The organism is Vreelandella nigrificans, from assembly GCF_002374315.1.
GTDB lineage: Bacteria > Pseudomonadota > Gammaproteobacteria > Pseudomonadales > Halomonadaceae > Vreelandella > Vreelandella nigrificans.
The window spans coordinates 37,556-54,027 of the sequence record NZ_NWUX01000014.1; the positions used below are offsets into that span (position 1 = coordinate 37,556).

The window sequence follows — 16,472 nt, forward strand, 5'->3', positions numbered from 1 at the left end:
TCAAGGCATTTTCTGTAGTTGAAACTGGCTGAGGCAAGTTGAAGTTAGCTGAAAAAACACAGCTAGCGCAGCACAAATGACAGCAATTATTAGCTAGGCGTTGTGCTATATAGCAGCTCCGCCCACAATAACCACTTTCATTCTTGGGCGGAGTTCGACATGAAGCGGACAGCTTTTTTTATCTCTGACGGTACTGGCATCACCGCAGAGAGCCTTGGGCGTAGCTTGTTAGCACAGTTTAGCGACATTGAAATTAACATGCTGACCAAGCCTTACATCGACACACTGGAAAAAGCCCAGGCGTTGGCAGAGATAATTGAGTCCACCGCAGTACGTGATGGGCAGCGTCCAATCATCATCGACACTATCGTAGATCAACAAATTCGCGATGTGATTCGCAAAGCCACTGGCTTCAAAGTGGATATTTTTTCGACATTTCTAGAGCCATTAGAGCAAGAGCTAGAAACCCACTCTTCCTATAGCGTGGGTAGAACACACTCCATTGGCAGCGATGCCGTGTATATGGACCGCATCCACTCAGTACACTTTGCGCTAGACAATGACGACGGCGCCCGCACCCATCAGTATGATAAAGCGGATATTATTTTAGTAGGCGTATCACGTTGTGGTAAAACCCCCACATCGCTCTATCTCGCGCTTCAGTTCGGTATCCGAGCAGCTAACTACCCGCTAACTGAAGATGACCTTGACGAAGATGGCAGCCTAAAACTGCCCAAAGTGCTGTCGCTCCACCGCCACAAGCTGTTTGGATTAACCATCGATGCACGCAGGCTCGCCGCTATTCGTAACGAGCGCCGACCGAATAGCCGCTACAGCTCAATAGACCAGTGTTTGCAGGAAGTTGAGCAGGCGGAGTCGCTCTACCGCTCGCTGAGCATTCCATTTATTGACACCACCCGCTTCTCAGTTGAAGAGATTTCCACACGGATGATTGCAGAGACAGGACTTGCGAGGCGTTTTTCACCCCGCTAAGCCTCTGTAAACTTATTGCCTGATGTTTACATGCCCTTGGGGGCAAAGATCCCAGGGGCGTTGCGCCAGTAGCCTTTGTAGTCCATGCCAAAACCAAATACATAGCGGTCGGCAACTTCAAGACTACAATAGTCGGCTTTCAGCCCTGGTACCGCCTTCCTATCGTGCTGTTTGTCGACCAACACAGCGGTAGTCACACTGGCAGCCTGGGCTTCTTCGCAGTAAGCAAGAATAGCCGCAAGCGTGGCACCTTCGTCGAGAATATCGTCAACAATTACCACATGGCGGCCCGCCATGGGAATTTCCGGCGAAACACGCCAGAACAACTCTCCCCCACGCAGCTCATTCCGGTAGCGTGTGGCGTGCAGGTAATCCACTTCAAGAGGAAAACCAAGGCGCGTCAGCAGGTGCCCGGTTGTGATTAAACCACCATTCATCACACAGTAAAAAACCGGCAATTTATCGCCCAAGTCCTTAGTGATCGCTTCAGCCATACGATCTAACGCACGCTCTACCTGTTCCTGGGAAATCAGGCAGTCCGCGTTGTCCATCAATTCGCGCATTGAGTCTAGCGACTCAAGCGCTTCTTTATCCAACTTGGACATTTTGCAACCCCAAAAAAATAACGTAAATAATGGCTAAGCGAAGTGTTATGACGCCGCGTGTTTAACTTGCTAATGCTTCTAATTTGGCATGAGTCCGGCGCCAACGTCCCAGTGCTGACAGAGCATCCAGGTCCGGCCTGGCACGACCATAACGCAATTTGGCAGGGCGCTTACTCTGTAAACCATAACAGGCCTCAATAACTTCACAGGCTGCTGCTCTATCGTTACATACCAGCAGCATATCGCAGCCAGCACTTAAAGCGGCTTTAGCACGCGCCTGAGGATCACCCGCCTCGTGGGCACCAACCATGCTTAGATCATCTGAAAAAATACACCCCTTGAACCCCAGTGACTCCCTTAGCATGCCAAGCCAGTTCGGTGAAAATCCTGCAGGGCGAGCATCGAAGGCACTATAAATAACATGGGCTGGCATCACGCCATCCAACTGGCTTGCAAGCTGGGTAAATGGCACCAGGTCGTGCTGTTTAATTTGCTCAAACGGGCGATCATCAACAGGAAGCGCCACGTGGGAGTCTGCCGCGACGCCGCCATGTCCTGGGAAATGCTTCCCCACTGCGGCCATACCAGCTTCATGCAAACCTTGGATAAACCCATGGCCTAACAAAGCAACGTGCGCAGGATCACTACTGAAACTACGGTCGCCAATAACACTTGAAATGCCGCTTTCCACGTCTAGTACCGGGGCAAAACTAATATCCAGCCCACAGGCAGCCATTTCCATCCCCAGCAACCAGCCAGCATCTTTTGCTAGCGACATCCCCGCTTCTTGGTCCTGGGAAAACGTATCGCCGATACGAGCCATTGCTGGCATACGTGTCACGCCTTGCTTAATCCGCTGAACACGCCCGCCTTCTTGATCGATAGCGATAAGCAAATCACCACGCACGCTACGTATAGCGCTACACAGACCACGAGTCTGATATGCATCTTCTATGTTACGTGCAAACAAGATGACGCCACCAACTGCGGGCTCCATAAGAAGTTGCTGTTCAGCTTTACTTAATTGGGGGCCTTCAAGGTCAAGCATGACCGGGCCAAGGGGTTGAGTCATATAATGGATCCAGCTTAGGGGGCGACAATTTTAGTCGATCAATAGGGCGTGTCAAAATTATCGCAAGAAGGAACATAAGCATTTCCCCCATGCAGCCACACCGGCGTGCCAGGTAAAGCGAACTGAAAAACCGTCAACAAATCATCATTGCGTAAACGGATACAGCCATGGGAAGCAGGTACGCCCATTGGCTGATCAGGCGGAGTGCCATGCAAATAAATATAGCGACGCTGAGTATCCACGTGCCCACCTCGGTTCTTTCCGGTTTCTAAACCACATAGCCACAGGATCCGAGTAAGAATCCAGTCTCTATCAGGAAAAGTATCAGCAAGCTGCGCGGAGAACACTTCACCGGTCCACCTACGTCCCCTGAACACAGCATTATCCGGCAACCCATTACCTACCGCTGCCCGTATATAGTGCCAGCCTTGGGGAGTTTGACCACTGCCTTCTAGCTGCCCCACCCCCGCCTCACCGGTTGAAACCGCACACTCGAACTGTAGGCCACGCCCCTGCCAACAGCGTAGCAACTGCTTCTGCGTGTCTATTTCAAGCCAATGATCATGTTCAGGTGGCAGCTCAGCTAATGTGGGCGTTCTCATAGTGTCCTTCTTCTAACGCCGGAGGTAATGGAGCGTGCATAGCCGCCACCACTACCGGGCGTAAACGTCTAACGAGGTCCTTAACGGTCACTTGCTCGTGGTAATCCTTAGCAGCAATATCGCGCAGTGCATCAAGACCCGACAGCGTGAAAATTACCGTGCCTAGCATAAAGTGTAGTCGCCAAAAACGCTCAGCATCCGGTAGATGAGGTGTGGCTTGGCGCACTAGCTCGGTAAATCGTGTAAACACATCGCCATATTGCTCTTGAATATAGCGTCGCAAATGACCTTGGGCCTGACTGTAAGCCAAGCCTAGCAAACGCATAAACACCTTTAAGCTGTTTCGCTCTGCTGGCACAGCTAGCACGGTCGCTGCCATGGTTTCCAGCAGCACTTCTAAAGGAATAACACCTTCAGTATAGCGCGACTCAAGCTCATCAAGTGCGGTATGAAAACGCTGTGAAAAGGGATCGAGGTAACGGGCGAAAACCGCCTGTATAAGGGCTTTTTTAGAGCCAAAGTGATAATTGACCGCTGCTAAATTGACCCGCGCCTTACTGGTGATATTGCGCAGCGAGGTTTCGGCAAAGCCGCGTTCTGCAAATAGCACTTCTGCGGTATCTAGAATACGCGTTACCGTGTCAGACTGCGCCATAGCGCCCTCCAGGAAACAGGTGTTTAAAACATCGCAAAATACTATGCCATAACCCTTCTAGTCTCAATCCTTTATGTGGTCACCATGAGTTGCTACCAGTAATTAAATTCTTAAATAATTCAAACACACACCTAGTCACGCATGCGCCATCGAGGGCTCATTACCAGGCTAATCTTTAGCCATGTACTGGACAGAGGAACATACTGTATACTTAAACACATACTGATTAGCCGACATGTAGTTACTGTCATTTCATATTTTGGAGCTTGGTATGTCGCGTCCACTAACAGCACGCCAACAGCACGTTTTTGATTTTATCGTTAAAACAATGGGTGAATTTGGCTACCCACCTACTCGAGCTGAAATCGCTAAAGCACTCGGATTCCGCTCTCCCAACGCTGCCGAGGAACATCTGCGCGCATTAGAGCGCAAAGGGGCCATTCGTATTATTCGCAATACGTCGCGCGGTATTCGCTTGCCCAATCAAGAAGCCCAAGAGGTGAATGACACTACCGCGCCACAGCCTATCTCCTCGGCTGACGTTTTACCTAACGGTTTACCAGTGATTGGAGAAGTTGCTGCTGGCAGCCCAATCCTGGCGGCTGAACACATTGACCGCTACTGCCCACTACCTGCGGAATACTTTACGCCAAAAGCAGACTATCTACTCCGTGTGCGGGGTCTCTCAATGAAAGACGTCGGCATACTGGAAGGGGATTTACTTGCGGTACACCGCACTGATCGAGTGCGCGACGGACAAATAGTCGTCGCTCGTCTAGAAGATGAAGTCACTGTTAAGCGCTTCAAGCGCCAAGGGCATCTCGTCACCTTAGTCGCTGAAAATGCTGACTTTGCACCAATTGAAATTGACCTACGCACCCAACAGCTGGACATTGAGGGTGTAGGCGTAGGCGTTATACGCGGCGGTAACGGTCAGGCATTAGGCTAGCCTGCGGCACATATGTGCGTACGCATGGTGAGCCACACCCAAAAACTCGGCCTAGCATTCTATTGAGAGTCGATATAGCGGTGGTCATTGAATGTGGCCACCCAGTTAGGGTGGTATACCAGCAAAATACTTAACAGCATGCCCGTTAGAAAGGCTTCAGAAGGCATCAAGAGCGGCAGAAAGCGCGCATACTCTTGAGCAAGGTAAACAGCTTCGGGATCGGTTCCTGCGACCACGATCAGCAGCACGGTGACTAACCCACTCCCCAAAGTGGCCAGTGCAGCACCAAAAAAGCCACAGACAAACATAAATACCATTAAATTATCAGGCAGCCGTCGATCCACAAGGCGCCAGACCAAACCTATGATAAACGCGGGCACAATACCGGTAACAATTACATTGGTGCCCCACATTACCCAGTCGTTCCGCCCTATCAGCACCATAGCAACATTAATCATGACGTTGCTTAGCAGTGCCAACGGGACTTTAAACACCAGTGCCATCAAAACAGTAAACACAAGGTGCAGGGTTAGCCAATCAACCGCCTGAGCACGTAGCTGCCACATTAGCATGACCGCTAATGTGGCAGCCAACCATCGATGCTGAAGCGCACTGTCATCAATCAGCACTTGCCAAGGACGCAACCACACCACCCACCCCAATACACCAAGTGATATTAGCCAAGTAAGCAGCAGCGCCCAAGGTGTAAGAACGCTTTGCGCGAATGACATGGCAGCCCCTAACAGTGATTAACTGAATACAACCGTTTTGTTGCCGTGTATTAAAACACGATCCTCAAGATGCCAACGCAACCCACGTGCAAGTACCGCTTTCTCAACGTCGCGTCCAAAACGCACTAAATCAGTAGGCGTGTGGCAGTGGCTTACACGATGGATATCCTGCTCGATGATGGGTCCGGCATCCAGCTCCTCGGTAACGTAATGGCAAGTCGCCCCTATCAGCTTTACACCACGCTCATAAGCCTGATGATAAGGCTTTGCTCCGGCAAAAGAGGGCAAGAAGCTATGGTGTATATTAATCACCCGCCCCACATAGCGTTCACACAGAGCAGGCGGCAAGATTTGCATATAGCGTGCTAGCACTACGCAATCGGCCCTAGCGCCATCAATCTGTGCCTGCACCTTATCAAACGAGGCTTGTTTATTCGTGGCATCAACAGGAATGTAATGATATGGGATGCCATACCATTCAGTCAGTGAGCGCATATCTTCGTGATTAGAAATGACGCCTACGATATCACAATCCAGCTCACCGGCTTGCCAGCGATAAAGCAGATCCACCAAGCAGTGGGACTCTCGCGAGACCATAAGTACAACACGTCGGCGCTTTTGAGTATCAACTAACGACCACTGCATATTAAACGCCTCCGCAACGGGCTCAAAGGCACTGCGCAATGCTTCTGCAGACATTCCCAATGAATCCGCCAAGATCTCGTAGCGCATAAAAAAACGGCCAGTTTCCAGGTCAGAATGCTGGCTGGCTTCAGTAATTGAGCCACCCTGTTGAGCGATAAAACTGGATACACGCGCCACAATACCCACTTGATCTGGGCAGGAAACAACTAATCGATAGTGATGGGACATTAGATGGTCACTCTTAAATATGCTTAACAAAATTACTTAGCCGCTGCTCTTGACGTGTTAAACGGGCACGCTCGCTCTCCACTGATCTATGCAAAGAGCCACACAACAGACCCACTAGTCTACCGGAAGCTCCTACGCTAAGCACCGGGATGAGTTGCCTCGGTGATTGTTAGCCGCCCCCGCCTTCCCGTATAGTTAAGGTCTTACTTTTTAGGCTCTTCGTGACTAATGCATCCAACACGCGTTCAACTTCGTCCCCGTCGCCGTCCACCACTACGCCTACTCCCGTTAGGCGGGTGCGGTGAGATTGGAATGAATCTGACGCTGTACGGATACGACGATCAATGGATCGCCGTTGATTGCGGCATGATGATTCGACAAGATTTACCTAATGCTCCGCTACAGGTGCCTAACACAGAAACACTGGAAACACTCAATATCAGGCCCCAGGCACTCTTTATTACTCACGGTCATGAGGACCATATCGGTGCCGTTGCATGGCTGTGGCCTAAGTGGAACTGTCCTATTTATGCAACCCCTCTCGCCGCTGGCCTACTGCGTTTAAAATTTGCAGAGCAACAGCTTAGCAGCGCTGCAATTCATATTATTGAACCCGGCGATGCATTGCAGCAAGGGCCATTTACACTGCGCTACTTACTACTGACTCATTCCATTCCCGAAAGCTGCGCCATTATGATGATGGCAGGCGACTATCGCATTCTTCATAGCGGTGACTGGAAGCTAGACCCCGAGCCACTCATTGGCCCCCCAATGAATGCGGCAAATTTCCGGGCTCTAGCGCCGATCGACTTGCTTGTGGGCGACTCAACTAACGCGCCTATGCCAGGTCACTCTGGTAGCGAAGGTGATGTAGCCAGAGCACTGGCCAAAACCTTAGAAAAATGCACTGGCCGTGTTGTGGTCTCCTGCTTTGCCAGTAATTTGGCCCGGGTTCTGGCTATCGGGTTGGCGGCACAGCAGTGTGGCCGCCGAGTAAGCCTCATGGGGCGCTCAATGGAGCGCATGGTAAGCGTCGCGAAAGGCCTTGGCTACTTAGATAACTTCCCACCTCTGGTGCCACCCCACGATCTTGGCTATTTACCCCCTGAAGAGGTGGTCGTCATTGCCACCGGTAGCCAAGGAGAACCTCGCGCCGCCTTGCAGCGCTTAGCCCAAGGGCGTCACCCATTTATGGATTTAGCGCCTGGCGATAGCGTGATCTTCTCTGCTAAAGCCATACCCGGAAATGAACGGCCTATCGAGCAACTAAAAAAACGCCTATCTCAGCTTGGTGTTACTCTTTTTGATGAAATGAATCACCCAGAGCTGCATGCAACGGGCCACCCTGCTCAAGACGAGCTAAAGAAGTTCTATCAGTGGGTCAGGCCCAAATCGCTACTTCCCGTTCATGGAGAAGCACGCCATCAGGAAGCGCACCAAGCGCTCGCTGTATCATTAGGCATTAGTGCCCCTATTGCGCCAACTAACGGCGATATGATTGTTTTCGATAATCAAGGCCTACGCCGCGAGCAGCGCTACCCTCAACCACCATGCATTGTTAATCAAAACAGCATTGTCCCCCACCCTGGGCTCACTGAGGCTGCTTCCAATACACGGCGAGGCAGCCTGTTCCTGGCCCTCCCTGTTACCGCTAGTGAAACAGGCTGGTGGCGTATTGGGCGCTTAATGTTGGATGCCAGCAGCACAAGCCCCATAGATGAAGAGAGTTTTAGTGAGTGGCTGGATATGCAGCTGGAGGATATTGAAGCAGATACGCTGGCAGATTTGCGCATGGCACTACAGCCGCGGCTTATCCAATGGCTAGCCGACCACTGTCGGCATATGCCAGATGTGCATTTACAGATAATGGCCACCGAAATGCCGTCTGCCGAAGAGCTAGAAAATAAGCCTTAAAGTGTTGCAGATGAACTCCAACGTGCCGCATCTTGCTGATCGGTATGGCGCTCTTTCACCCAGTAAACGCCTTCGTTGGAGTGCTCTTTTTTCCAAAACGGCGCCTGGGTTTTTAGATAATCCATAATGAAATCGCAGGCATTGAATGCATCTCGGCGGTGAGCGCTTGCCACTAGCACCCTAACAATGGGGTCCCCTGGGGTTAAGTACCCTACCCGATGAATAATCCGCACTGCCTGAAGGGGCCAGCGCTGCGCTGCTTGCTCGCCAATCCCGACTAGCGTTCGCTCCGTCATCCCAGGATAGTGCTCCAGCGTTAGCCCCGTGACGTCAGGTGTTTCGTTAAAATCTCTTACTAGGCCTGTAAAACTAACGATTGCACCAATATCAGTGCGCTGCTGGAGCGCAGCCTCATAGCCATAATCCATAGCGAACGGCTCAGATTGTACTTCTACTGCGATGTCCAAGGATGCCTTCATAGGGCTATCCCCCTGTAACCGGTGGAAAGAAAGCGACTTCATCTTCATCGGTAATTCGCGATGTATCGTTTGCCATTACTTGGTTAATAGCACACAGCGTGCGCTGATCAGAAAGCACGCTAAAGCGCGTATCTCGTTGAGCGAGCGCTGCTTTCAACCCAGCGACGTCCCGGCTCGATAACTGATCAAGATTAATGGCTACATCACTCTGCCCTACTCGCTCACGCAGCTCAGCCAAAAATTTTACCCGCACACAAGGGGAAACACACCGCTCGCCTATGCTTACTTCTCCAGCGGAGCCCTCTCCGGTCACAATCGGTGCAGAAGATGCACGTCGGTAGTCACCTCGTACGCCCCCTCGTTTACTCTCTAGCTGTATCGCTTCAATGCGCATCTCTTTATCAACGGCTTTACACATATCGTAAAGCGTTAAACAAGTCACTGAAACAGCCGTCAACGCCTCCATTTCGACGCCAGTGCGGCCATTTAGGCGGCACATAGCTGAAACACTTACCCAGCTGTTAGCGTGATCCACCTCAAAATCAATCGACACTTTCGAAAGCGCTAGCGCATGACAAAGTGGAATTAGCTCGTGAGTTCGTTTCGCCGCTTGAATGCCGGCGATGCGCGCCGTTGCCAGCACATCCCCTTTTGGCAGCGCACCATCACTCAATAGCTTAAGAGTTTCAGGCTGCATAACGATACGACCAGAAGCAACAGCCTCTCGACGCGTCTCCCGCTTATCACCAACATCCACCATATTGGCTTCACCGAGAGTATTGAGGTGGGTTAACTGCATAACATTACCTTTTGTTAAAAGCCGCTGTACATGGGATGAGCCTTCGCCCAGTTAATCATCCACTGAGTAATCGCTTCGACATTATCAAGGTCCAGACGCTCTATAGACGTGCCTAACACCCCAGGTGGTGATCCGCTAATTGCCACGGCCTGAACCCACTCACCATTTGCAATGGATGGATCGCCAATTCCTTCCCGATAAAGCACAAGTTTGGGAATCGGCCAAGCTTTAAACCCCTCAACGACAACCAGATCAGGCTGATGAGAAGCCATCAAAGCCAACAAATCATTTAAGTTAGGCTCTGCTTGCCCTGGCGTCTCTTGCATCAACGCAAAACGCTGGCGGGAAGCAATTAACATTGGCGCCGCCCCAGCATGGCGAAGTTTATAACTATCTTTACCAGGCTGATCTACATCAAAACTATGGTGGGCATGCTTAACAACCCCCACCTTTAACCCAGCTTCTTGCAGGCCTGGCAGCACCTTGGCCAACAGCGTGGTTTTACCCGTACCGCTCCACGCTGCAATGCCTAACACAGGTAACGGGCTATCGATTGAAGTTATCACTGATGCTCCCGTCGTCACATTAAAGCTCCCTAGAAAGAGCTACTCACCCTCTGTTTCTGCGGGCAGTAGCCAATTTAACGTGATACCAACCAGAGCCGCTAAACTGACGCCCTGAAGGGTAAACTGGCCACCGCCAAACTGCATGCCACCAATGCCAAATACTAAAATCAGAGACACCACCACCAAGTTCCGGGCAGCGGTAAGTGATTGCCCAGCACGCACTAGTGTATTCATACCCACTACGGCGATAGAACCAAACAGTAGTGTCATAATGCCTCCCATAACAGGGCCCGGTATAGTTTGGAGAAAGGCACCTAACTTACCGACAAAGGCCAGGATAATAGCAATAATGGCCGCTATCACCATGTATTGGGGATTAAAGGCTCTTGTCAGCGTCACCGCGCCAGTTACCTCAGAATAGGTAGTGTTAGGGGGCCCGCCAAATAAGGCAGCCGTTGTAGTGGCAAGACCATCCCCTAGCAACGTACGATGCAAGCCTGGTTTCTCAAGGTAATTTTTCCGGGTTACCGAGCCAATAGCCACCATATCACCAATATGCTCTACCGCTGGTGCTATAGCGACAGGAATCATAAAGAGAATGGCGGCCCAATGAAAACTAGGTGCAGTAAAGCTAGGTAAGGCCAGCCAAGCTGCGTTATCTACCGGAGTAAAATCCACTACTCCCATTATCAATGCCAAGATATAGCCTGTGGCAATCCCCCCCATAATAGGCACTAGGCGCAAAATCCCACGCCCAAACACCGCCAGTACCAAGGTCACCAGCAAGCTTGCCATTGATAAGAAAATGGCCTGCCCATAACCAATATTATCGCTTGTTTCACCGGTAGCCATACTGACAGCGACAGGAGCCAACGCTAAGCCAATCACCATAATCACAGGCCCAACCACGACAGGTGGCAGCAAACGGTGAAGCCACCCGGTTCCTTTCAATCGAACAGCCTGTGAAATCGCCACATAAACCAGGCCCGCAGCCATGAGCCCCCCCATGGTGGCGGAAACGCCAAAGCTCGCAATTGAGCCTTGAATGGGCGCAATAAAAGCAAAGGATGACGCCAAAAAAACGGGAACGGTCTGTTTCGTCACTCCATGAAAAACAAGCGTACCCACTCCAGCGGTAAATAGTGCAACACTTGGGTCCAAGCCCGTCAGCAGAGGCACTAGCACCAGAGCCCCGAAGGCAACAAACAGCATCTGCGCCCCGGTCAATATGGTTTTAGGCCACGACTCATTGTTACTCATTTTTCAGGCTCCCATCGTTTCATTATGTGTAGTAACGGGCCAAAAAAATGCCCCCAACGCCAGAAGCGTAAGGGGCAGTGTTGGATGGTACGCTTAGCGGGTACCGAAAATCTTATCGCCAGCATCTCCCAAACCAGGCACGATGTAGCCATTTTCATCGAGCCGCTCATCCACCGATGCGGTATAGATCTCAATATCGGGATAAGCATCCTGTACTCGCTTAATACCCTCAGGCGCGGCAACCAGTACAATCACTTTCATATGTTCACAGCCACGCTCACGCAGCATATCCAAAGTGGCAACCATTGAACCACCGGTGGCTAACATGGGATCAATAACAATCGCCATACGCTCTTCGATGTCGTTAGCGAACTTGGCAAAGTAAGGAACCGGTTGCAGCGTCTCTTCATCCCGGTAAAGACCCACTACACTTACCCGCGCACTGGGGATCAGGTCGGTCACCCCTTCCAACATCCCTAGCCCTGCTCGCAGAATAGGTACAACGGTAACTTTTTTACCCTTAAGGCGGCGAGTAGCGATAGGTTCGCCGTTCCAGCCATGAATCTCGTGATCCTCAAGCTCAAGACCTTTCGTCGCTTCATAGGTCAGCAGCTTAGCCACTTCACCAGCTAGTTCACGAAAGCTCTTGGTGCTTAGGTCTGCTGCGCGCATCAGTCCCAGCTTATGTTGAACAAGCGGATGGTTAATGGCATAGACACTCATGGGACTTCCTCACTGCAGGGGATTCAGGATGACGACCTTAGTCGCATCGACAAGCTTACAAAATTGCGCGCAATTCTACCCGTAACTGACCATCAGGTTAAGTGGTTTCCGGCAATTGCCACTCAATTGGCAAACGCCCTCTGTTAACCAAAAACTGATTGGCACGGGAAAAATGCTGGTTACCAAAGAACCCACGATGTGCCGAAAGCGGTGAAGGGTGAGGTGACTCAAGGACCAGATGGCGCTCTTGGTTAATTAGCGCCTTTTTCTGCCGCGCATGGCTACCCCATAGCATAAACACGCAAGGGCCAGCATGTAGGTTAACGGTTTCAATCGCTCGGTCAGTAAAGTGTTCCCACCCTTTGCCACGATGCGACGCAGCATTCCCCTGCTCAACGGTTAAGGCAGTGTTTAGCAGCAAAACGCCCTGCTTCGCCCAGGACTCTAAAAAGCCGTGTCGGACAGGGACAAAGCCAACATCACTGGCCAATTCTTTATAGATATTGACCAGTGACGGCGGCACCTGAATCCCTGGTTGCACTGAAAAACACAGCCCATGGGCCTGGTTCGGCCCATGGTAGGGATCCTGTCCCAATATAACGATTTTGACCTCGTTTAATGGTGTCAGCTCAAAGGCGCGAAACCAGTTAGACGAGTGCGGGTAAATGACTTTTTTTGCCGCTTTCTCCTCGGCTAAAAAAAGCTTCAAAGCTTTCATGTAGTCAGCTTGAAACTCTCGCCCAAGCCATTGACTCCAGTCGTTAGGTAATGGGTTAGCCATATAACTTCTTCATTTTTTCATTTGATCAACAAGCGGCTCAACATAGGCAACGCCCATGTCCCAAGGGAACTGGATCCAGCAATGTTGAGCCACTTCTGTTAAGTATTGGTCGACCAAAGGACGACCCTCAGGCTTAGCATAGATGGTTACAAAATGTGCTTTGGGCAGCATCTCACGCACAGCACGAGCTGTTTTACCAGTATCAACAAGATCATCCACCAACAGCCAACCATCGCCATCATGGTCAACGCCCTTCATGATATCCAAACCGCTTTGGTCCATATGGTCGTAGCTTTTAATACAAATGGTATCAATCAAGCGCACATTGAGTTCGCGTGCGATTAGAGCAGCGGGGATAAGCCCACCTCGAGTGATGGCCACAATCCCTTTAAAATCGCGCTCAATCAACTGATGGCACAACTGTCGCACGTCACGGTGCAGTTGATCCCAGGAAACAGTAAAGTGTTGGTGATAGCGTTCGCTGCTCATAGGAGGCGTTACTCGTCTTCGTTAAATGAACATACCGCGAATACACTAAAACCAGCATCGCGAATTTTCTGAGAACCGCCCAGCTCGGGCAAATCGATAATCGTTGCAGTCTCAACCATGTGACCACCGCAACGCTGAATCAGGTTAGCAGCCGCCAACATAGTGCCGCCGGTAGCAATTAGGTCATCCATCAGCAAGATGCGATCACCGTTCTGGAAAGCATCAGCGTGAAGCTCCACTTCCGAATGACCATACTCTAGCTTGTAGGTTTCACTGATAGTTTTGAAAGGCAGCTTACCTTTCTTGCGCACTGGTACAAAGCTGCAGCCCAATTCATAGGCTAATGGAGCCCCAATAATAAACCCTCGGGCATCAATGGCCGCAATGGCATCTAAGTTCATCTCCTGGTAGCGGTGCACGAAGCTATCGATCAGCTTGCGAAATGCAGCGCTATTTTGCAGCAGCGGAGTGATGTCACGAAAATTCACCCCCTGTTCTGGCCAGTCGGGAACCGTGCGAATAACGGACTTAATATAATCGCCGTAGATGCTCATCGCGTCTCTCATTGATTAGTAAAAAACAGGGTATTAACCCAAGAATAGGAATTTCGCTGCAAACAGCAGCGCTAAAACAACCACCGCTGGATTCAAGTCTTTGAAACGACCCGATAGCGTTTTAATCGCCACAAAGCTGATAAAACCAAGCGCTATGCCTTCGGCAATAGAAAAAGTTAGTGGCATTGCTAAAGCTGCAATAAGTACTGGCGCCGCGTCAGTGGGGTCTTCCCAGTTAGCGTGAGCCAGACTACCTGCCATCAACACAGCGACATAAAGCAACGCACCCGCTGTAGCATAAGCCGGAATAGAACCGGCAAGCGGTGCGAAAAACAGACTGATGAGGAACAGTACACCCACCACAACCGCTGTTAAGCCGGTGCGGCCGCCGGACGCAATACCCGCCGTTGACTCAATGTAACTAGTGGTTGTTGAGGTACCCAGCGCAGCCCCCGCCATAGAAGCGGTACTATCCGCCATCATGGCACGGCCGATGCGCGGCAGCTTACCGTCTGCATCGAGCAATTTACCACGGTGGGCGACCCCCACTAGAGTGCCCGACGTATCAAAAAGATCGACAAACAAGAAAGCGAAAATGACGCTGAGCATCGCCACATCCAGGGCGCCCATCAGATCCATTGCCATAAAGGTTGGCGCAATGGAGGGAGGCATCGACATAATACCGCCATACTGGTTATGCCCGAACACCATCGCCAGTACGGTGACACCTAGAATGCCAATCATCACTGCACCGGTCACTTTAAGATAAGCCAGTGCGGTGATCACAAAGAAACCTAACAGTGCATAGAGCGGCGCAGGCTGCGAAAGGTCTCCCAGTGCCACATAGGTGGCCGGGTTCGCTACGACAATGCCAGCGTTTTTTAAGGCAATCATGGCTAGGAATAAGCCAATACCTGCTGCAATCCCTAAACGCAGTGAAAGCGGAATCGAGTTAATAATCCATTCACGAACTTTAAAAATACTTAGCAGGAAAAATGCAAAACCTGAGAAGAATACGGCCCCCAACGCCGCCTCCCAGGTATACCCCATCCCCAACACAACACCGTAGGTAAAAAAGGCGTTAAGGCCCATTCCAGGCGCTTGAGCAATGGGGTAGTTAGCCCAAAGTCCCATTATGAAACAGCCAATCGCAGCAGCTAGGCAGGTGGCTACGAAGACGGCGCCATAATCCATCCCCGCTTCTGAAAGAATACTGGGGTTAACAAAAATGATGTACGCCATGGTGAGAAACGTAGTGATACCTGCGATCACTTCGGTCTTCACATTCGTCTTCTGCTCCGAGAGCTTGAAGTAGTTGTCCAGAAGTTTCATGTAGTTTTTGTCCTTCGCGCTAACGCTGAATGCGTCCCTTGATGCGAGAAAAGCCGCACATACTACCGAAAGGCACTACACGATGCGAGCACCTAACATGCGGCTGGCTAAAGCGAGAATATTACCCGCCACGTAATGGCTAGCAAACTTCAGGCCATAAACTAACCGATCGGTCAAGCTGACGATAAATTAATGCTTATTGACGGCTTGCCAACACACGCTCCACGGTTTCTACAATCACCTGAGTTTGTGGATCAATTTCAATATTGACCAGATCACCAAGTAACCGCTCTCTTAACATGGTACGAGACAGTGTCTCAGGAATTAAATTAACGCTGAACTCAAGCCCAGCCCCGTTTGCCTCTGGTCGTACATCACCAACGGTCAAGCTAATTCCATCTACTCCGATGTACCCTTTCTCAAATACAAATCGGCTGGCCTTTTCAGGTAACGAAAACCATAAGCGTCGATTGTTGGGCGCTTCCTCAATAGCCACCACTTTCGCCATGCAGATGATATGGCCAGACATCGAGTGCCCCCCAATCTCATCACCAAATCGTGCGGCACGCTCTATGTTGACGCACTGACCAGGCAATATTGCACCAAGATTAGTCAACCTTAGCGTTTCGCGCATTAGATCAAAGCTAACGTTCTCACCGTCGATTGCTGTCACTGTTAAGCAAACACCGTTATGTGCAACCGATGCACCAATCGCCAACCCTTCACGAAGCTCAGCAGAGAGAGCCACTACATGGGTACGGAACTGCTCAAGCTCACGCACTTCGACCACTTCTGCAGTACCCTGCACAATGCCAGTAAACATATCGCCACTCCTTATTGAGACGCTAATAATTAGGTTCATTTACCCATGAAAATTTGCGCAAGCTTACTACTAATGCGCCTATTTTGTGCAGGCACCAGCTTCAACAACATGCTTATGACCCACCGCGTTAAATGCTTTTTTGCTGCCAGCCAACGCTCGGCCGACCATAAACAGAGCACAACACTGAAAAAAGAGCCTAAAATAGATTAAATTTCCATTTAAAGCCCTATAAACATGAAATCGAATGGTTCTGATTGACAAAACCACTCCCC

General features: G+C 50.7%; 19 protein-coding genes. 3 read left to right on the top strand and 16 right to left on the bottom strand.

Translation table 11 applies throughout. The annotated features are described in order from the left end of the window. The first annotated feature begins 159 nt into the window (after positions 1-159). Complete coding sequence (ppsR, locus tag CPA45_RS14690; protein ID WP_078087727.1) at positions 160-993, top strand: posphoenolpyruvate synthetase regulatory kinase/phosphorylase PpsR; 834 nt, start codon at positions 160-162, stop codon at positions 991-993. A gap of 26 nt (positions 994-1,019) precedes the next feature. Here the strand turns inward: ppsR and CPA45_RS14695 are convergent, their stop codons facing one another. The 4 genes from CPA45_RS14695 to CPA45_RS14710 all read right to left on the bottom strand — a co-directional run bounded on the left by CPA45_RS14695 (position 1,020) and on the right by CPA45_RS14710 (position 3,927). Then, entirely contained in the window at positions 1,020-1,598 is a 579-nt protein-coding gene (locus CPA45_RS14695) for a hypoxanthine-guanine phosphoribosyltransferase (protein WP_096652713.1), read from the bottom strand. Positions 1,599-1,659: 61 nt separating this feature from the next. Beyond that, complete coding sequence (gene nagZ, locus CPA45_RS14700; RefSeq protein ID WP_096652714.1) at positions 1,660-2,670, bottom strand: beta-N-acetylhexosaminidase; 1,011 nt, start codon at positions 2,668-2,670, stop codon at positions 1,660-1,662. A 38-nt stretch (positions 2,671-2,708) separates the two neighbouring features. Then, positions 2,709-3,272 carry a L,D-transpeptidase gene (locus CPA45_RS14705; protein WP_096652716.1) on the bottom strand — a complete coding sequence of 188 codons (564 nt, stop codon included), beginning with the start codon at positions 3,270-3,272 and terminating at the stop codon, positions 2,709-2,711. Then, positions 3,250-3,927, bottom strand: coding sequence for a TetR/AcrR family transcriptional regulator (locus CPA45_RS14710; protein WP_096652718.1), 678 nt, complete (start codon positions 3,925-3,927; stop codon positions 3,250-3,252). Before CPA45_RS14710 ends, CPA45_RS14705 begins: the two co-directional genes overlap by 23 nt. Before the next feature lie 271 nt (positions 3,928-4,198). Between CPA45_RS14710 and lexA the strand changes: the two genes are divergently transcribed. Further along, positions 4,199-4,876, top strand: a complete 678-nt coding sequence (gene lexA / locus CPA45_RS14715) for a transcriptional repressor LexA (RefSeq protein WP_096652720.1) — start codon at positions 4,199-4,201, stop codon at positions 4,874-4,876. A gap of 59 nt (positions 4,877-4,935) precedes the next feature. Here lexA and CPA45_RS14720 read toward each other — a convergent pair whose 3' ends face one another. Next, positions 4,936-5,607, bottom strand: a complete 672-nt coding sequence (locus tag CPA45_RS14720; protein WP_096652722.1) for an energy-coupling factor ABC transporter permease — start codon at positions 5,605-5,607, stop codon at positions 4,936-4,938. Positions 5,608-5,625: 18 nt separating this feature from the next. Then, the gene (gene purU, locus CPA45_RS14725) at positions 5,626-6,480 is read right to left on the bottom strand and encodes a formyltetrahydrofolate deformylase (protein ID WP_096652724.1); all 855 of its coding nucleotides are present in this window, start codon (positions 6,478-6,480) and stop codon (positions 5,626-5,628) included. Between the two features lie 312 nt (positions 6,481-6,792). On the opposite strand from purU, the gene CPA45_RS14730 reads away from it, so the two are divergent. Then, positions 6,793-8,394 carry a ribonuclease J gene (locus CPA45_RS14730; RefSeq protein ID WP_096652726.1) on the top strand — a complete coding sequence of 534 codons (1,602 nt, stop codon included), beginning with the start codon at positions 6,793-6,795 and terminating at the stop codon, positions 8,392-8,394. Here CPA45_RS14730 and moaE read toward each other — a convergent pair. The 10 genes from moaE to CPA45_RS14780 all read right to left on the bottom strand — a co-directional run bounded on the left by moaE (position 8,391) and on the right by CPA45_RS14780 (position 16,200). Further along, the gene (gene moaE / locus CPA45_RS14735) at positions 8,391-8,873 is read right to left on the bottom strand and encodes a molybdopterin synthase catalytic subunit MoaE (RefSeq protein ID WP_096652728.1); all 483 of its coding nucleotides are present in this window, start codon (positions 8,871-8,873) and stop codon (positions 8,391-8,393) included. The two genes, CPA45_RS14730 and moaE, sit on opposite strands and share 4 nt — an antisense overlap. A gap of 4 nt (positions 8,874-8,877) precedes the next feature. Beyond that, positions 8,878-9,672, bottom strand: coding sequence for a cyclic pyranopterin monophosphate synthase MoaC (gene moaC / locus CPA45_RS14740; RefSeq protein ID WP_096652730.1), 795 nt, complete (start codon positions 9,670-9,672; stop codon positions 8,878-8,880). A 14-nt stretch (positions 9,673-9,686) separates the two neighbouring features. Continuing rightward, positions 9,687-10,238 carry a molybdopterin-guanine dinucleotide biosynthesis protein B gene (gene mobB, locus CPA45_RS14745; protein WP_096652732.1) on the bottom strand — a complete coding sequence of 184 codons (552 nt, stop codon included), beginning with the start codon at positions 10,236-10,238 and terminating at the stop codon, positions 9,687-9,689. A gap of 39 nt (positions 10,239-10,277) precedes the next feature. Next, complete coding sequence (locus CPA45_RS14750; RefSeq protein WP_096652734.1) at positions 10,278-11,498, bottom strand: uracil-xanthine permease family protein; 1,221 nt, start codon at positions 11,496-11,498, stop codon at positions 10,278-10,280. Positions 11,499-11,591: 93 nt separating this feature from the next. Next, the gene (gene upp / locus CPA45_RS14755; protein WP_078087740.1) at positions 11,592-12,221 is read right to left on the bottom strand and encodes a uracil phosphoribosyltransferase; all 630 of its coding nucleotides are present in this window, start codon (positions 12,219-12,221) and stop codon (positions 11,592-11,594) included. 97 nt (positions 12,222-12,318) lie between these two features. Then, on the bottom strand, positions 12,319-13,002 hold the full coding sequence (gene ung, locus CPA45_RS14760) for a uracil-DNA glycosylase (protein WP_096652736.1): 684 nt from the start codon (positions 13,000-13,002) through the stop codon (positions 12,319-12,321). 9 nt (positions 13,003-13,011) lie between these two features. Continuing rightward, positions 13,012-13,491 carry a xanthine phosphoribosyltransferase gene (gpt, locus tag CPA45_RS14765; RefSeq protein ID WP_096652738.1) on the bottom strand — a complete coding sequence of 160 codons (480 nt, stop codon included), beginning with the start codon at positions 13,489-13,491 and terminating at the stop codon, positions 13,012-13,014. Between the two features lie 8 nt (positions 13,492-13,499). Continuing rightward, entirely contained in the window at positions 13,500-14,045 is a 546-nt protein-coding gene (locus CPA45_RS14770) for an adenine phosphoribosyltransferase (protein WP_096652740.1), read from the bottom strand. A 33-nt stretch (positions 14,046-14,078) separates the two neighbouring features. Further along, positions 14,079-15,377, bottom strand: a complete 1,299-nt coding sequence (locus CPA45_RS14775; protein ID WP_096652742.1) for an NCS2 family permease — start codon at positions 15,375-15,377, stop codon at positions 14,079-14,081. 196 nt (positions 15,378-15,573) lie between these two features. Next, positions 15,574-16,200 carry a riboflavin synthase subunit alpha gene (locus CPA45_RS14780; RefSeq protein ID WP_096652744.1) on the bottom strand — a complete coding sequence of 209 codons (627 nt, stop codon included), beginning with the start codon at positions 16,198-16,200 and terminating at the stop codon, positions 15,574-15,576. Between the last annotated feature and the right edge of the window lie 272 nt (positions 16,201-16,472).